The organism is Pseudomonas sp. P9_2, assembly GCF_034008255.1.
Lineage (GTDB): Bacteria > Pseudomonadota > Gammaproteobacteria > Pseudomonadales > Pseudomonadaceae > Aquipseudomonas > Aquipseudomonas synxantha_A.
Map to the genome: position 1 here is coordinate 5,848,228 of NZ_CP125376.1, position 15,255 is coordinate 5,863,482.

General features: G+C 61.2%; 13 protein-coding genes and 1 pseudogene. 5 read left to right on the plus strand and 9 right to left on the minus strand.

Features of this window, described 5'->3' with window-relative positions:
* Positions 1–12 precede the first annotated feature (12 nt).
* The 7 genes from QMK52_RS25595 to QMK52_RS25625 form a co-directional block, all read right to left on the minus strand.
* Positions 13–867: an alpha/beta hydrolase gene (locus QMK52_RS25595; protein ID WP_122733908.1), complete on the minus strand. Its 855-nt coding sequence runs from the start codon at positions 865–867 to the stop codon at positions 13–15.
* Positions 864–1,667: an alpha/beta fold hydrolase gene (locus tag QMK52_RS25600; protein ID WP_122733907.1), complete on the minus strand. Its 804-nt coding sequence runs from the start codon at positions 1,665–1,667 to the stop codon at positions 864–866. Before QMK52_RS25600 ends, QMK52_RS25595 begins: the two co-directional genes overlap by 4 nt.
* Before the next feature lie 97 nt (positions 1,668–1,764).
* Entirely contained in the window at positions 1,765–2,208 is a 444-nt protein-coding gene (locus tag QMK52_RS25605) for a hotdog fold thioesterase (protein WP_078820736.1), read from the minus strand.
* A 30-nt stretch (positions 2,209–2,238) separates the two neighbouring features.
* Positions 2,239–3,888 (minus strand): AMP-binding protein, encoded by a 1,650-nt coding sequence (locus tag QMK52_RS25610; RefSeq protein WP_320403630.1) that lies wholly within the window; start codon positions 3,886–3,888, stop codon positions 2,239–2,241.
* 496 nt (positions 3,889–4,384) lie between these two features.
* Positions 4,385–4,840 carry a phosphohistidine phosphatase SixA gene (gene sixA / locus QMK52_RS25615; protein ID WP_005786617.1) on the minus strand — a complete coding sequence of 152 codons (456 nt, stop codon included), beginning with the start codon at positions 4,838–4,840 and terminating at the stop codon, positions 4,385–4,387.
* Positions 4,837–5,184, minus strand: a complete 348-nt coding sequence (locus QMK52_RS25620) for a DUF4389 domain-containing protein (RefSeq protein WP_005786615.1) — start codon at positions 5,182–5,184, stop codon at positions 4,837–4,839. Before QMK52_RS25620 ends, sixA begins: the two co-directional genes overlap by 4 nt.
* Positions 5,185–5,194: 10 nt before the next feature.
* Positions 5,195–6,220 carry an NAD(P)H-dependent glycerol-3-phosphate dehydrogenase gene (locus tag QMK52_RS25625; protein WP_320403631.1) on the minus strand — a complete coding sequence of 342 codons (1,026 nt, stop codon included), beginning with the start codon at positions 6,218–6,220 and terminating at the stop codon, positions 5,195–5,197.
* 195 nt (positions 6,221–6,415) lie between these two features.
* Here QMK52_RS25625 and QMK52_RS25630 point away from each other — a divergent pair, with 195 nt between their 5' ends.
* From QMK52_RS25630 to fabB, 5 genes are all read left to right on the plus strand, one after another.
* A complete protein-coding gene (locus QMK52_RS25630; protein WP_320403632.1) occupies positions 6,416–8,539 on the plus strand; it encodes a TonB-dependent receptor plug domain-containing protein in 2,124 nt (707 codons plus the stop codon).
* 1 nt (position 8,540) lies between these two features.
* Complete coding sequence (locus QMK52_RS25635; protein WP_005786610.1) at positions 8,541–9,470, plus strand: ABC transporter substrate-binding protein; 930 nt, start codon at positions 8,541–8,543, stop codon at positions 9,468–9,470.
* Complete coding sequence (locus tag QMK52_RS25640; RefSeq protein WP_005786609.1) at positions 9,467–11,368, plus strand: ATP-binding protein; 1,902 nt, start codon at positions 9,467–9,469, stop codon at positions 11,366–11,368. Before QMK52_RS25635 ends, QMK52_RS25640 begins: the two co-directional genes overlap by 4 nt.
* A 249-nt stretch (positions 11,369–11,617) precedes the next feature.
* A complete protein-coding gene (gene fabA / locus QMK52_RS25645) occupies positions 11,618–12,133 on the plus strand; it encodes a 3-hydroxyacyl-[acyl-carrier-protein] dehydratase FabA (protein WP_003210552.1) in 516 nt (171 codons plus the stop codon).
* Between the two features lie 11 nt (positions 12,134–12,144).
* Positions 12,145–13,365 (plus strand): beta-ketoacyl-ACP synthase I, encoded by a 1,221-nt coding sequence (fabB, locus tag QMK52_RS25650; protein ID WP_005786601.1) that lies wholly within the window; start codon positions 12,145–12,147, stop codon positions 13,363–13,365.
* Positions 13,366–13,552: 187 nt separating this feature from the next.
* Here the strand turns inward: fabB and QMK52_RS27500 are convergent, their stop codons facing one another.
* Positions 13,553–14,416 carry a methyl-accepting chemotaxis protein gene (locus tag QMK52_RS27500; RefSeq protein ID WP_413817855.1) on the minus strand — a complete coding sequence of 288 codons (864 nt, stop codon included), beginning with the start codon at positions 14,414–14,416 and terminating at the stop codon, positions 13,553–13,555.
* Positions 14,408–15,178 (minus strand): annotated as a pseudogene (locus QMK52_RS27505) (MCP four helix bundle domain-containing protein); the annotation flags it as partial. The gene QMK52_RS27500 and the pseudogene QMK52_RS27505, both read right to left, overlap by 9 nt.
* Positions 15,179–15,255 lie beyond the last annotated feature (77 nt).

Below are 15,255 nucleotides of genomic sequence, written 5' to 3' on the forward strand. Positions count from 1 at the left end.
GACCCCGCCAAGTCAAGGCGTGGAGAAGAACCGATTGAAACAGTCTGCAACAAGAGCGGCGCCGGACTCATCATTCAGGTGCAAATGATGGCCACCTGGCAGCGTGGTAACGCTGAAGGGTAGCTGAGAAAGCAATTCGGCATGTTTCGCCAACATGCCGTCAGCCGCCACCACCAACTGCGCCGGGCAACTGACGCGACGCACAAAAGCCATGGCCTGTTCATCGGTCAGACGCATCGGCGATGCCAGGGTCAGGCGACTGTCGCTGCGCCAGGTGTAACCGCCAGGCACCGGCATCAAACCGCGCTGGGCCAGCAGTTGCGCCGCTTCACGACTGACCGCCACCACGCCCTTCATTCGCGCTTCAACCGCTTTTTCGAGGGTGTTGTAGACCGGCTTGCGCTTGTCCTGCAGGTTCAGTTGCGCCTGCAAGGCCATGCCCAGACGCTCGGCTGCATTCTCGCCGCTGGCGGTCGGCGGGATCACACCGTCGATCAAACCCAGGTGCGTCACTCGCTCCGGCAACGCCCCGGCCAACACCAGCGAGACGATGGCGCCCAGGGAGTGGCCAAGTAATGCAAAACGTTTCAACCCCAATTGTTCGGCCACCTGCAGCACGTCGTAGACGTAATCCCACAAGGCATAACCCGCGCCTGCCGGGCGATGGGCCGAATGCCCGTGCCCGGCCATATCCAGAGCAATGATGCGCAACCCGTGCAGCTTCGGCGCAAGGCGCGCAAAACTGTTGGCGTTGTCCAGCCAGCCATGCAGGGCGATCACCGGCAGGCCATCCTCGGGCCCGAACAGGTGCGCGGCCAATTCGATATGCGCCAGGCTCAGGCGAACTTCTTCGACCGGCGTACTCATGCGCAACTGCGCTCGCGGGCTTGCCAGCGGGCGAACAGGTTCTTGATCAAGGCAGCCGTGTCCTGGGGGCGTTCGAGGGGGAACATATGACCGCCCGGCATAGTGAGCATTTCGCCCATGGGCAAGCGGCCGACGCCGCTGGCATGGTGACGCATGACCACTCGGCTCTGGCGACCGCGCACCACGGCCAGTGGCACTTTCAACTGGCGTACCTGGCCCGGGCTGGTGTGCGGCACGCCGCGATAGATGCTGATTTCGGTGGCCGGGTCGAAGCGCAGGCGCAGGCGGTCGCCGACTTGCTGCAAGCCATGCTGCAAATACGCGTCGAAGCACTCGGGGTCGAAGCCACGAAACAGGGTTTTGCCGGCGAAGTAGCTGCGCGCGGTGTCCAGGTCGGTGAATTCTTCACGCCGGCCAAGGGTACGCCCGGCCGGTGTCAGTCGATCAATAAAACCAAAGCGCTTGGCGGCGCGGATCACCCAGCGGTCGGCACGGGTGAGCACCGGCGAATCCAGCATCACCACGCCACGGTACAACTGCGGGCAACGCATGGCCGCGTGCAAATGCAGCACGCCACCGAGGGAATGGCCGACGCCCCACACGGGTTCCGGCTGTTGCTCAAGGTGGTGGATCAACTCGTCCACCAGGTTCTGCCAGTTATCATCCACCGGGAACCTGGGGTCGTGACCGTGCTGCGGCAGATGCGCCACCGTATATTCCGGGGCCAGCGCGGCAAACAGCTTGCCGTAGGTGGCCGAAGGGAAGCCATTGGCGTGGGTAAAAAACACGTGCTGCGACATACAGGTTCCATCGATAAAAACAGAGGTTGATTGTCACCATGCCGGCCGCCTGCAGCAATGACTGTAACTGCCAGGAATGATGACACTCACGCCACGCCTATCGTGCCGGCGGGTTTTCGCCCAGCGGCACCACGGCCATGGTCAGGCGCGAGACGCAACTGGCCTTGCCATCATCGCTGCTCAGGCGGATATCCCATACCTGTGTGGTGCGCCCGATATGAATGGCCTTGGCCACCGCCGTCACCCGCCCGCTGCGCACGCCACGCAGGTGGTTGGCATTGACCTCAAGGCCCACGCAATAAAACTTGCTGGCATCGATGCACAGGTAAGCAGCCATGGAGCCGACGCTCTCGGCCAGCACCACCGAGGCGCCACCGTGCAGCAGGCCGTAGGGCTGATGGGTGCGGTGATCGACCACCATGCTGGCAGTGAGGGAGTGCTCGTCGAAGCTTTCGAAACGAATATCGAGCAACTCACCGATGGTGTTTTTCTGAATCGCGTTGAGTTGTTCGATATTCGGTTGGGTGCGCCACAGGCTCATAGGGTTGTCCTTGTTGGTTTTATTACGATCCTAATCCTGCCACAGAACGGTTTCAGCGCGCTCGCTCCAAGTGTGCAAATGTGGCCCGTACGTCGACTCGATCACGTTGCGTTTGATCTTCAAGGTCGGCGTGAGAAAGCCGTTTTCCACCGCCCAGTTGTCTTTCACCACCACCAATTGGCGCAAGCGCTCATGTCTATCCAGCCCGGCGTTGACCTGTGCCAGCCAGTGGTCAAGGTGGGTTCCAAGCGTTTGGCGGTCTTGGCCCTGTGCCGACAACACGCATAGCCCGATCGGTGCGCCAAGCCCCTCGCCGACTACACACACCTGTTCGATGCGTGCATGTTCGGCCAGACGATTTTCAATCGGCGCCGGGGCCACGTATTTGCCTTTACTGGTCTTGAAAATCTCCTTGAGGCGCCCGGTCAAGCGCAGACGGCCGTCTGCGTCCTGCTCACCCTTGTCGCCGGTACGCAGGAAGCCATCTTCGGTAAGGGTCTCAGCGGTTTTTTGCGGGTCCTTGAAGTAGCCCAGCATGGTCGCGCCGCTGCGTACCTGCACTTCGCCTGATGGGTCGATACGCACTTCTACACCTGGGCAGGGCAGGCCGATCCAACCCAGCGTCTGTGCACCGGGGCGGCACACATGGGAATAGCCGCAGTTTTCGCTCATGCCGTACACCTCCAGCACGTCCAGGCCCAGGCGCTGATACCAACCCAGCAAGGCCTCGGGCACGGGTGCCGCACCGGACAGGGCAATACGCAGTGCATCCAGCCCCAGTCCCGCGAGCACTTTATGACCGACGCGCTTGCCGATAAAAGGCAGGCGTAACAGGGTGTCGAGACGTTTTTCCGGGACCTTGGCGTAGACACCCAACTGGAATTTGGTCCAGATACGTGGCACGCCAAACAAGGCCGTCGGCCGGGCCCTGCGCAAATCTTGCAGGAAGGTGTCCAGGCTTTGCGCAAAAAAAACGGTTTGCCCGGTGTAGATCGCCGCCATTTCCACAAACATGCGTTCGGCGACGTGGCACAGCGGCAGGTAGGACAGCAACCGATCGCCCTCCCCCAGGCCGAACAACTCGGTGCCGCGAGTGGCAGCGAAACCCAGTGCCCCGAACGTTTGCATCACACCCTTCGGCAAACCGGTCGTCCCGGAGGTATAGACGATGGTGGCCAGTGTCGAGCCAAGGGGTTCGGGATGGTCCTGGATCGGTGAGCAGGCTTGCAGGTCCGCCCAGCTGAAATCGAACGTCCCCGCCGGGCAGAGCGGCAGGCTAATGGTTGGCACACCCGCTGGCACACCCGGCGCCATTGCCGGCCAGTCATCGAGCTTGCCGATCAACGCCAACGCCGCCTCGGAATGGGTCAGCACATGGGCGACAGAGTCAGCGGTGAGGTTGGGATAAAGCGGCACCGAAACGTGCCCGGCCATCCAGATCGCCAGGTCGGCGATGATCCAGTGCGCGCAGTTTTTCGAGATCAGGGCGATGTGCGAACCTTGGGGCAAGTCTCGTGCACGCAACCAATGAGCGGCGCACCGGGCCTGGTGGCCGACATCGCCCCAGGTGAGGGTCTGCACCTCGCCACCGTCAATGGGCTGCACCAGAAAAACCTTACGCGGGTGCCGCGCTTCACGCTCGAAGAAGACCTGCAACGGCAAACGAAAAGCGACAGGCATGGGACGCGCTCCTTTGTGATCCGAGATACAGCCAACCAAGCACTTGCTTGGCTGACTGTATAGCACACACAAAGCCAACGGCCTGCTGGCGAAGTACACGAGCCCCCCCCGTAACCACGATGCGAAGCGAGCCGCTCTTGATCTGCTTTTGATCTTGATCTTAGGCGCCCCGTCAAACCACGCTGGCCGGAATTCGACAGGGATTTGGGGGGTAAACCTGCAGGGATGCCGGTTTAGCCGCCCCGCGCCATGGATGGCGCGTGGCGGCGGCCCCCCAAATCCATGGCGGATTACGGGCACACCGAGCCTGAGCGAGGTGCCGAGTGGTGGGGCAAGAGCGTTTGGGTTACTTTTGCGCTTTTCAAAAGTGACCCGCTGTAAAAGCGGAACCAATATCAGCCGTTATCACAGGAATGGATATGTACTCGGTATAGCTGTGTCGGCTGGCAGGTCGTCACGGGAGCAAGCTCCCTCGCCACAGGCCCAGCCTCGCCCCTTATGCCCAGGGATTCTTCACCCCCACCAGACGCATCAAACCCGCCAGCGGAAAATCCCCCTCAAGCTCCGCCAGACTGGCCGTATACATCGGCTGTGGCTGACGCTGATGCCCATGCTGCAAAAAGCTGATCAAACTGCCCACCAAAGGCTGATGGCTGACCAGCAACACGTCGTCATCAGTATCAAGTTCCCTCAGCACCTGCTGAACATCACCATCGGGCGTCAACCACGGCACCGTGCGCACATCCGGCTCGAACCCCAAAACTCCGCGCACCAATTGAGCCGTCTGCTGCGCCCGCACATAAGGGCTGGCGATGATGGCACTGAGCGGCTGCCCGATCAGGTGCGCAGCGCTGCGCAATACTTCGGCACGGCCATGCTCGGTAAGATTGCGTTCAGCGTCCGTGCGGGCGTGCACCTGGGCCTCCCCGTGGCGCAAAACCCACAACTTCATAGCTTTGGCTCTTCATCACGCACCGGGTGCGGTGCTGGCGGCACGCTGTGGGCGACTTCGCCTTCGGGTGCACGCGGGGCTGGCCAATCGGCAAACGGCCAAGGCTTTTGGTCGGTGTGGAAGCTACCGAAGCGGCCGATCTGCGCCAGGAACTGGCTGAGGCTATCGCCAAAATTCATCAGGCCCAGGTTCGGCGCACCGTAGACAAGCCGGTAAATCAATTGCACCACCACCAACGCGCCGAGCAGCAATTGCGCCACCTGCCACACCAGCGCAAACGCCAGCATCCACAGGATGCGCAAGGCAATCGACTCATATTTGGGGGCTGCTTTCGGATCGTTCATGGCGCGTTCCTCAGTTGAAACCACTGGTAGAAATAAAGTCGACATCGGTCTTGGGCTCGGCCCGCATCAGCAACTCGATGACCTGCTCCAAGGTGCGCCCTTCGAACAGGATCGCGTGCAAACCGGCGACCAGCGGCATATACACCCCCACTTCCTGGGCCTTGGCCTTCAATACCTTGAGGGTGTTGACCCCTTCGGCCACTTCACCCAGACGCGTCACAGCGTCTTCCAGGCTCAGCCCTTGGCCCAGGGCAAAACCTACCTGATAGTTGCGGCTTTTGGGCGATGAGCAGGTGACGATCAAGTCACCCACGCCCGCAAGGCCCAGGAACGTCATCGGGTTGGCGCCCTGGTTCACCGCAAAGCGGGTCATCTCGGCCAGCGCACGGGTGATCAGCATACTCTTGGTGTTTTCACCCATGCCCAAGGCGACGGCCATGCCGGCAATGATCGCGTAGACGTTTTTCAGCGCCCCGCCCAACTCGACACCAAAGCGATCGGCGCTGGCGTAGACCCGGAAGGTGCGGCCATGCAGCACGGCCTGTACCTGCTCACACAAGGCGTCGTCTTCACTGGCAACCACCGTGGCGGTCAAGGCGTGTTCGGCCACCTCCCGTGCCAGGTTCGGCCCGGACAGCACGCCAATGCGGGCCAGTGGGGCAATCTCGGTGAGGATTTCACTCATCAGTTTGAAGGTCTGGGCCTCAATGCCTTTGGTCAGGCTGACCAGCAACTTGCCTGCCAGGCGCTCGGCGTGCGGCGCCAGCACTGAGCGCAACGCACTGGAGGGCAGCGCGACGAAGCACAGGTCGCACGCAGTGAGCGTTTCCAGCAGGTCGGTAACCGGTTCGACAGCTGGATGAATCTTGATGCCTTTAAGGTAACGGGGGTTTTCCCGGCGCACGCGAATGGCTTCAGCCTGCTCGGGGTCGCGCATCCACTGACGCACGGCGTGGCCGTTCTCGGCCAGCAGGTTAGCCACGGCGGTGCCAAAACTTCCGCCTCCCAGGACCGCAATAGGGCGCTGTTGAGTCATATGCAATCCGTTAATCCATACCAATGGCGATGGCGGCATTATACGGAGCGCCCGGCTTGCGGCCAGCCCCCGTATCAATTCGCGCACTTGTCGGAAAATGCCACGTTTGTACGAAGTAATTGCAAGTCCGACGACTGGCAAATAGCCCCACCTCAGTTAACATGGGCGGCTATCCGTCATTAACAAGGCCGTGCCGTGTACCTGGGCCCTCCTCCTCGCTCATCTCTATGGTTGATGCTGTTGTGCAGCCTACCTGCACTGGCTGACGATCTGTTTCTCGACAGCCAGCCGCTGCCGCAGGTGTTGACCGCCACGCGCCTCAAGCAATCGGCCGCCGCCGTACCCGGCAGCATGACGGTGATCGACAGTGAGCTGATCAAGGCCAGCGGCGCACGGGACATCGCCGAACTGCTGCGCCTGGTGCCCGGGATGATGGTCGGCTATACCACCGGCAACCAGGCGTCGGTCAACTACCACGGCACCAGCGCCAGTGATGCGCGGCGGATGCAGGTGCTGATCGACGGGCGTTCGGTGTACCGTGCCGGCCTGGCCACGGTGGACTGGAGCGATATCCCGGTGGCCATGGAAGATATCGAGCGCATCGAGGTATTTCGCGGCCCCAACACCGTCAGCTATGGCGCCAATGCACTGATGGCGGTGGTCAATATCCTCACCCGTTCCCCCGCCAACAGCCAAGGCTCGCGGGTGAAGGTCACCCGCGGCGAACGGGGGATCAACGACTTCTATGCCAGCCAGGGCGTGGGTTGGGAAACCGGCGATTTGCGCTTATCCCTGTCCGGGCAACAGGACGATGGTTTTGACAGCGACGCGGTCGGCGCCGACCGCCGTGACGGTCGCCGTCTCAACCGTTTCAGCCTGGCGGTGAGCCAGACGCTGAACGCGCAACAAAGTATCGACTGGCAACTCAATGCCAAGGAAGGCACCAATCAGCGCCCTTATACCTACACCCCGGTGTTTGACGGGATCAGCGAAGGCGGCAGCAATTCCGATGTTGTCGCCAAGGACTACGCTGGCTCTTTGCGCTGGAATTTCGACTTCAATCCCGATCACAGTCTGTATATCCAGGGTTCAGCCCAGCAATGGGACCGCCGACAGGTCTGGAAAGCCTGTGATGCCAAGGTCTCGTTCAGCCCGCAGTTAACCCAGTTGTGGCAACTGAACCCCAACTATGCCGAACTGTTGGCGCGGCACATGGACACCTACAGCCAAGGCTCCCCACCCCCGGGAAGCGCCGCCGAGCAGGCATTGGCCAACCAGGTGCTGGATCAATGGAAAAACCACGGCGGCAAGGACACCGTCTGCGGCGATATCGACCAAAGCACCCGCGAAAGCCGCTACGACGTGGAGATCCAGGACACCTTCAGCCTCTCCGACAGCTTGCGCCTGGTCAGCGGCATCAACTATCGCTATGACCGCGCCGACTCGGACACCTACTTCAATGGAACCCTGGACGACACCACCTGGCGCCTGTTCGGGCACCTGGAATGGCGGGCCAGCGAACACTGGCTGCTGCAGGGTGGCGCCATGTACGAAGACAGTCACCTGAGCGGCGACTCACTGACGCCGCGTGTGGCGGTCAATTACCTGATCAACCCCCGTCACGGGTTGCGGGCGGTTTACTCCGAGGCGATCCGCTCGCCGGACATGTTCGAGAACAACGTCAATTGGAGCTACCGCGTCAACAACCTCAGCTCCCCGGCCTACGGACAAAACTCCGGGCAATATTTTGTCGTGACGCGCGGCCCTGGCGACCTCGACAAAGAGTTGATGCGCTCCCGGGAACTGGGCTACAACGGGTTCTTTGCCGACCTGGGGCTGAATGTCGACGTGAAGCTGTTCTATGACGAAATCACCGACATGATCAGCTCGCCGCTGCGCAACAACCAATACATCGCCAGCAACGCCAACAGCTCGCGCTTTACCGGTGCCGAATCACAGTTCGACTGGCGCATGAGCAACACCGACCGCCTGCGCCTGACCTACGCTTATGTCGACGCTACTTCCAGCAACCCGCGGGACAAGGCGCAAACCGCGCGCAACAGCGGCTCGGCCGGTTGGCTGCGAGAGTGGGGCCAGGGGTGGTCCAGCGCCCTGTTCTACTATGGCGACGACGCCCTTAACCAGTATCGCTTCCAACGGGTCGACCTGCGGGTAGCCAAACGCATTGCCGTGGGCAAAACCAATGTGGAGCTGGCCGGCATGTTGCAGCAACGCCTTGATGACCAGCCCACCACCTGGGCCGACAATAATTACGACCATCGTCACGTTCTCTACTTCAGCGCCGAGCTGGACTTCTGACATGGCCGATCAGTCACGGATGACCCTCTTGCTGCTTTCACGATTGTGGCGCCGTGGCGTGCTGCTCGCGTGCCTGCTGCTGGCGGTGCCGGCGTGGAGTGCCGATATCCTGCTGACGGCTGCCGAAGACGGCGCCGGGGTGCAAGCCTTCACCCAGGCCCTTGCCCAGCAGCGCCCCGACGACCGGGTCAGCTTCACCCCGCTCAAGAACTTGCCGGCACCAAGCCAGTTGCCCGCCGGCACTCGCTTGATCCTCCTCGACCTGCCCAGCCTCGATTGGCGCCTGCTGGATACCCAGGGACCGCCGACCCTGGTGCTGCGCATCAGCCGTCTGCAGGCTCGGCAACGCCTGGGCAATACGCACCCGGCCAAAATCAGCCTGCTATGGAGCGACCCGCCGCTGGAGCGTCAGTTGCGCCTGATCGCCGACACCCTGCCGCAGGCACGACGTATCGGCGTGCTTTACGGTGCCGACAGTGAATTCCTGCTGCGCGAGCTGATCCGGTTTGCCACCCCCCTGGGCCTGGAAATCGTGCCTCAGCTCTGGGACAACACCAGTGACAGCCGTCCGCTGCAAACCCTGTTCAAGAACAGCGATGTGCTGCTCGGCCTTGACGACCCGCAACTGTACAACCCCAAAACAGTAAAGAACCTGTTGCTGAGCAGCTACGCCCAGCAACTGCCCCTGATAGGGCCCAATGCCGGGTTTGTCCGGGCCGGCAGCCTGGCCAGCACCTACAGCGATCAGCCCGACTGGCTTGCCGTGCTCGACCGCCTGCTGGATCACCCGCCGGCCAATTGGCCGCACACGTTGTACCCGCAACACTTCAAAGTCGTGGGCAACCCGCAAGTCGCGCGCTCACTGGGCATCGAACAGGTTGATGAAACCGCCGTCGCCGCCCGCTTGGCCGAAGGAGAGAAACGCCCATGACCTTGCGTCGCCGTTGGGATATCAACACCCGCACCCAGCTCATTACCCTGGGCCCCGCGTTATTGTTGACCCTGCTGTTGATCAGCTTCTTTACCTTCGTACGGATCCAGGATTTGCGCCAGGAGCTGGACCACACCGGCCAATTGATCGCCAACCAACTGGCGCCCGCGACTGAGTATGGAGTGATTTCCGGCAACAACGATGTGCTTGAAGCGCTGCTGCGTGCGACCTTGGCCACGCCTCACGTGCGCTTCCTGGAGATTCAGAACAGTGCCGAAAACATTCTGGTGTATGTCGAGCAGCCGTCGGAAAGACGCGACCGCTCGCTGTCCGTGAAGGTGTTCCAGGCGCCAATCCGCCTGCAACACATCCAGCTCAACAATGACTTTTTCCAAGACAACCTCAACGAACCCAAGGCACCCCGAGCCGACTACCTGGGGCGGGTGATTGTCGGCATGTCCAACGACGCGTTCAGCCAGCGTCAGCAGGAAATCCTGTTCAAGGCCGGGATCCTGGCGCTGTTCGCCTTGCTGTTTACCTTCCTGTTGGCACGACGCCTGGCGGCAAGCCTGTCGCAACCAATAAGCGCGATGGGCCATGCGGTCAAGGCTATCCAGCAAGGCGATTACAAAACCCCGCTACCGATTGTCGATGATTCGGAGCTGGGTGACCTTTCGCGGCATATCAACAACCTGGCCGAAGGCCTGAACCAGGCCAGTCGCGAGCAGCAACAAGCCATGGCCCAGTTGATCCAGACCCGCGAGGAGGCCGAGCGTGCGAACAATGCCAAATCGGATTTCCTGGCGATGATGAGCCATGAACTGCGCACGCCCATGAACGGCGTGCTGGGCATGTTGCAACTGCTGGAAACCACCGACATGACTGCCGAACAGACCGAGTACGCGGCGCTGGCCTCCGAGTCCACCGAGCACCTGCTCAAGGTGATCAACGACATCCTCGACTTCTCACGCATTGAGCGCGCCGCCCTGGAACTGGAACATATTGCGTTCAACCTTGCCGACCTGATCAACAGTTGCGCCCAAGCGTTCCAGCACAGTGCCCAGCAACGCGGGCTGAGCCTGGAGCTGCCGATTCCTGCGGGCATGGAGGCCCTACGGGTGCGAGGCGATCCGACGCGGATCCGGCAGATCCTGGTAAACCTGATCGGTAATGCGTTGAAATTTACCGAACGCGGCAGCGTGACCGTCGAGCCCCATTGGCAAACCCTGGACCACGAACTGGTGTGGTTCACCTGCACCGTGCGCGACAGCGGTATCGGTATTTGCGCCGAACGCCTGGAGCTGATGTTCGATGCGTTCCAGCAGGCCGACAGCTCCATTTCCAGACGTTACGGCGGGACTGGCCTGGGCTTGCCCATCGCCCGCACCCTGGCCGAACGCATGGGTGGCACCTTGCGGGCTCAAAGCGAAGAAGGCCGGGGCTCGGTGTTTACCCTGGAAATCCCGCTGGCCATCGATCAGCAACAAGTACAGGCCATTACGCCCGACGCCCTCGGCAAGGCCAGTGCCGGCGAAGGACGCCACGTATTGCTGGTGGAAGACAACCCGGTCAACCGTACCGTGGTCGAAGCAATGCTGCGCAGCCTGGGCTTTGAAGTCAGCCTGGCCACCGACGGCGCCGAGGCGATCCGCAGCGCCGAGAGCCTGATCTTCACTGCTATCCTGATGGATTGCCGGCTGCCATTGATCGACGGCTACGAAGCCACTCGCCAGATTCGCCAACTGCCTGGCTGCGCCGATCTGCCGATCATTGCCCTGACGGCCAATGCCTTGCAGGGCGACCGCGAAGCCTGTCTGGCAGCCGGAATGAACGATTACCTGGCCAAGCCGTTCAAACGCACGGATTTGCAGCAAATCCTGCAACGCTGGGTGCAATAGCGCCGCGCCATCAACCAACTGCGACTGGCGTGAAAGACGAAAGTGCGGCAGTCTTAGGCACCCGAACGGGCCGATAAACAGGTCCGGTTTAAAATTTCAGTGAACAAGTGTACATTGAGTACCTTGCCGCTGTGACTTTCACTACAACGCAATAGTCTATGTGTAGGCTGCCGCTATGAGGCATGAACGCTTCATTCGGTTCGGGAAGATTTGCCCAACCCAGCCGCATGGGATTATTGAGGAGCTCGCATGACCAAACAAAACGCCTTTACTCGGGAAGACCTGCTGCGCTGCAGTCGCGGTGAGCTGTTCGGCCCAGGTAACGCGCAACTGCCCGCCCCGAACATGCTGATGGTGGATCGCATCACCCATATCAGCGAAGAAGGTGGCAAGTACGGCAAAGGTGAATTGGTCGCCGAGCTGGATATCACCCCGGACCTCTGGTTCTTCGCCTGCCATTTCGAAGGCGACCCTGTGATGCCAGGCTGCCTGGGCCTCGACGCCATGTGGCAACTGGTCGGCTTCTACCTGGGCTGGCAAGGCCTGCCGGGCCGCGGTCGCGCCCTGGGTTCGGGCGAAGTGAAGTTCTTTGGCCAAGTCCTGCCGACCGCCAAGAAAGTCACCTACAACATTCAAATCAAGCGCGTCCTCAAGGGCAAGCTGAACCTGGCCATCGCCGACGGTTCGGTGACTGTCGACGGTCGCGAGATCTATACTGCCGAAGGCCTTCGGGTCGGCGTATTCACTTCCACTGACAACTTTTAAGGGTTATCCGCATGCGCCGCGTCGTTATCACTGGTCTGGGCATCGTTTCTTGCCTGGGCAATGACAAAGAGACCGTCACCGCTAACCTGCGTGCAAGTCGCCCTGGCATCCGCTTCAACCCGGAATATGCCGAAATGGGTCTGCGTAGCCAGGTTTCCGGCTCCATCGACCTGCCCCTCGAAGAACTGATCGATCGCAAGATCTATCGCTTCGTCGGCCACGCTGCCGCCTACGCCTACCTGGCCATGAAAGACGCGATCGCCGATTCGGGCCTGAGCGAAGACCAGGTTTCGAACGTACGCACCGGCCTGATTGCCGGCTCCGGCGGCGCATCGACCCTCAACCAGATGGAAGCGCTGGATATCCTGCGCGAAAAAGGCGTGAAGCGCGTTGGCCCGTACCGTGTAACGCGGACCATGGGCAGCACCGTTTCCGCCTGCCTGGCGACGCCGTTCGCCATCAAGGGTGTGAACTACTCGATCTCCTCCGCGTGCGCCACCAGCGCCCACTGCATCGGGACTGCCGTTGAGCAGATCCAGCTGGGCAAGCAGGACATCGTATTCGCCGGCGGCGGTGAAGAAGAGCATTGGAGCCAGTCGTTCCTGTTCGACGCCATGGGCGCACTGTCCACCCAGTACAACGAAACCCCAGAGAAAGCCTCTCGCGCCTACGACGCCAAGCGTGACGGTTTCGTCATCGCCGGCGGTGGCGGCATGGTCGTGGTTGAAGAGCTGGAACACGCTCTGGCCCGCGGCGCCAAGATCTACGCGGAAATCGTCGGCTACGGCGCAACATCCGACGGCTACGACATGGTTGCCCCAAGCGGCGAAGGCGCGATCCGCTGCATGCAGATGGCCATGTCCACCGTTGATACCCCAATCGACTACCTGAACACCCACGGCACCTCGACTCCGGTCGGCGACGCCAAGGAAATGGAAGGCGTACGTGCGGTATTCGGCGACAAGGCTCCGGCCATCAGCTCTACCAAGAGCCTGTCGGGTCACTCCCTGGGCGCCGCCGGCGTTCACGAAGCGATCTACTGCCTGCTGATGATGGAAGGCAACTTCATGGCCGGCTCGGCCAACATCGACGAGCTGGACCCAGCCGTTGCTGATATGCCGATCCTGACCAAGACCCGTGAAGATGCAAAAATCGACACCGTGATGAGCAACAGCTTCGGCTTCGGTGGCACCAACGCCACCCTGGTGCTGAAACGCTGGCAGGGCAAGTAAGCCTCGCAGGTTGATCACATGAAAAAGCCCCGACTGGTTCGGGGCTTTTTTTTGCGCTTTGATTTGAAACCGCGTCGCCTTCATCGCAGGCAAGCCAGCTCCCACCTTCGACCGCGCTCATCCTGAAGGAATGCAGTCCAGTGTGGGAGCTGGCTTGCCTGCGAATGGGCCAACCCGGTTCCACGCCCTACACCGAAAACCGCGCCACCATCGAATTCAGATCCACCGCCAACCGCGACAGCTCCTGGCTCGCGGCGCTGGTCTGGTTGGCGCCGGTCGACGTCTGGTGCGCCAGGTCGCGGATATTCGTCAAGTTACGATCTACCTCCCGCGCCACTGCTGCCTGCTGCTCCGAAGCACTGGCAATCAACAGGTTGCGCTCGTTGATCAGGGTGAATGCCGAGGCGATCTCTTCCAGCGCCGTGCCGGCAGACTTGGCGATATCCAGCGTGGAACGCGCCCGCGTATTGCTCTGCTGCATGGAGCTGACAGCCTGGTCGGTGCCCTGCTGAATCCCACTGATCATCTGCTCGATTTCCTGGGTCGACTGTTGCGTGCGATGGGCCAAGGCACGCACTTCATCGGCCACCACCGCAAAACCGCGCCCGGCATCCCCGGCTCGCGCCGCTTCAATGGCCGCGTTCAGTGCCAGCAGGTTGGTTTGCTCGGCAATCGAGCGAATCACGTCCAGGACTTTACTGATGCCATAGACCTTTTGCGCCAGCGCCTCGACCTGGGTCACATTGGCGGTCACATCCGTGGCCAGGGCCTCAATCGACACCACCGTTTGCTGCACCTGTTCGCGGCCCTGCTGGGCAATGCGGTCAGAATCGCGTGAAGCATGGGACGTGGCCACCGCGTTGCTCGCCACCTCTTCCACCGCCGCCGTCATCTGGTTGACCGCCGTGGCCGCCTGTTCGATCTCCTGGTTCTGCTGATGCAGGCCGCGCGTGGCATCCTCCGTCACGCAACTGAGTTCTTCGGAAGCAGAAGCCAATTGGTTGGACGATTCAGCAATGCGCCGGATAGTATCGCGCAGATTCTCCTGCATGCCCTTGAGAGCCTGCTGCAAACGCGCCGGCTCATCGCTGCCGCTCACGCGGATCTCGCCGGTCAGGTCGCCACTGGCCACGCCCTGGGCCACTTTCAGCGACTGCGCCAGCGGCAACACGATGCTGCGGGTCAGCCAGACCGCCAGGCCAACGGTGATCAGTGCCGTGAGGATGATCATGCCAATCACCCCGGTACGCGACTGACTGAAAACGCTTTGCGCGAGGCTGGCCGCCTGGTTGGCACTGGTTTTATTGAGGTTGACCAGATCGCGCAAGGTAACCGCAATTTGGTCGGCGAGCTGATTCATCTCGCCATTGACCACTGTGATCGCCTCGTCGAGCCGGTTGCCCTTGGAAAACGCCATGACCTGATCCTGACGTTGCAGGTATTGCTGCTCCTGGGCCTTGAAACGATCGAATAGCGTGCGCTCTTCAGGGAGCACGATCAGCGCTTCGTAGAGGGCTTGCGCATGGGGCATGCCATTCTTGAGGTCGGTCAGTTTCTGCTCGTTTTGTGCCAGCGCCTGCGGATCGCGGTTAACCAACAGGCGCAGGGTCAGCGCACGCACGCGCAGCAGGTCCTGATTCATCTCCCCCACCGCCATGACGCTGGGCAACCAGTTGTTCTCCACCTGGTCCGACTGCTGGCGCATATTGGCCATCTGCAACAGGGCAAAGCCGCCCAACGCGAATACCATCAAGGCCAGCACGCCAAAGCCCAAGCCGGCGCGAGGCGCGATATTCAAACTACGGATATTCATGCCTGGATTCCTTCCAAAAAGTACTGCATCCACCTGCAGTATGGTCTTGGAAGTTATCGGCCCCCTCCGACATTTAT

Coding starts and splice junctions, on each gene's coding strand:
- QMK52_RS25595 (WP_122733908.1), bottom strand. CDS start 867: ATGAGTACGCCGGTCGAAGAAGTTCGCCTGAGCCTGGCGCATATCGAA.
- QMK52_RS25600 (WP_122733907.1), bottom strand. CDS start 1,667: ATGTCGCAGCACGTGTTTTTTACCCACGCCAATGGCTTCCCTTCGGCC.
- QMK52_RS25605 (WP_078820736.1), bottom strand. CDS start 2,208: ATGAGCCTGTGGCGCACCCAACCGAATATCGAACAACTCAACGCGATT.
- QMK52_RS25610 (WP_320403630.1), bottom strand. CDS start 3,888: ATGCCTGTCGCTTTTCGTTTGCCGTTGCAGGTCTTCTTCGAGCGTGAA.
- sixA (WP_005786617.1), bottom strand. CDS start 4,840: ATGAAGTTGTGGGTTTTGCGCCACGGGGAGGCCCAGGTGCACGCCCGC.
- QMK52_RS25620 (WP_005786615.1), bottom strand. CDS start 5,184: ATGAACGATCCGAAAGCAGCCCCCAAATATGAGTCGATTGCCTTGCGC.
- QMK52_RS25625 (WP_320403631.1), bottom strand. CDS start 6,220: ATGACTCAACAGCGCCCTATTGCGGTCCTGGGAGGCGGAAGTTTTGGC.
- QMK52_RS25635 (WP_005786610.1), top strand. CDS start 8,541: ATGGCCGATCAGTCACGGATGACCCTCTTGCTGCTTTCACGATTGTGG.
- QMK52_RS25640 (WP_005786609.1), top strand. CDS start 9,467: ATGACCTTGCGTCGCCGTTGGGATATCAACACCCGCACCCAGCTCATT.
- fabA (WP_003210552.1), top strand. CDS start 11,618: ATGACCAAACAAAACGCCTTTACTCGGGAAGACCTGCTGCGCTGCAGT.
- fabB (WP_005786601.1), top strand. CDS start 12,145: ATGCGCCGCGTCGTTATCACTGGTCTGGGCATCGTTTCTTGCCTGGGC.
- QMK52_RS27500 (WP_413817855.1), bottom strand. CDS start 14,416: ATGCAGGAGAATCTGCGCGATACTATCCGGCGCATTGCTGAATCGTCC.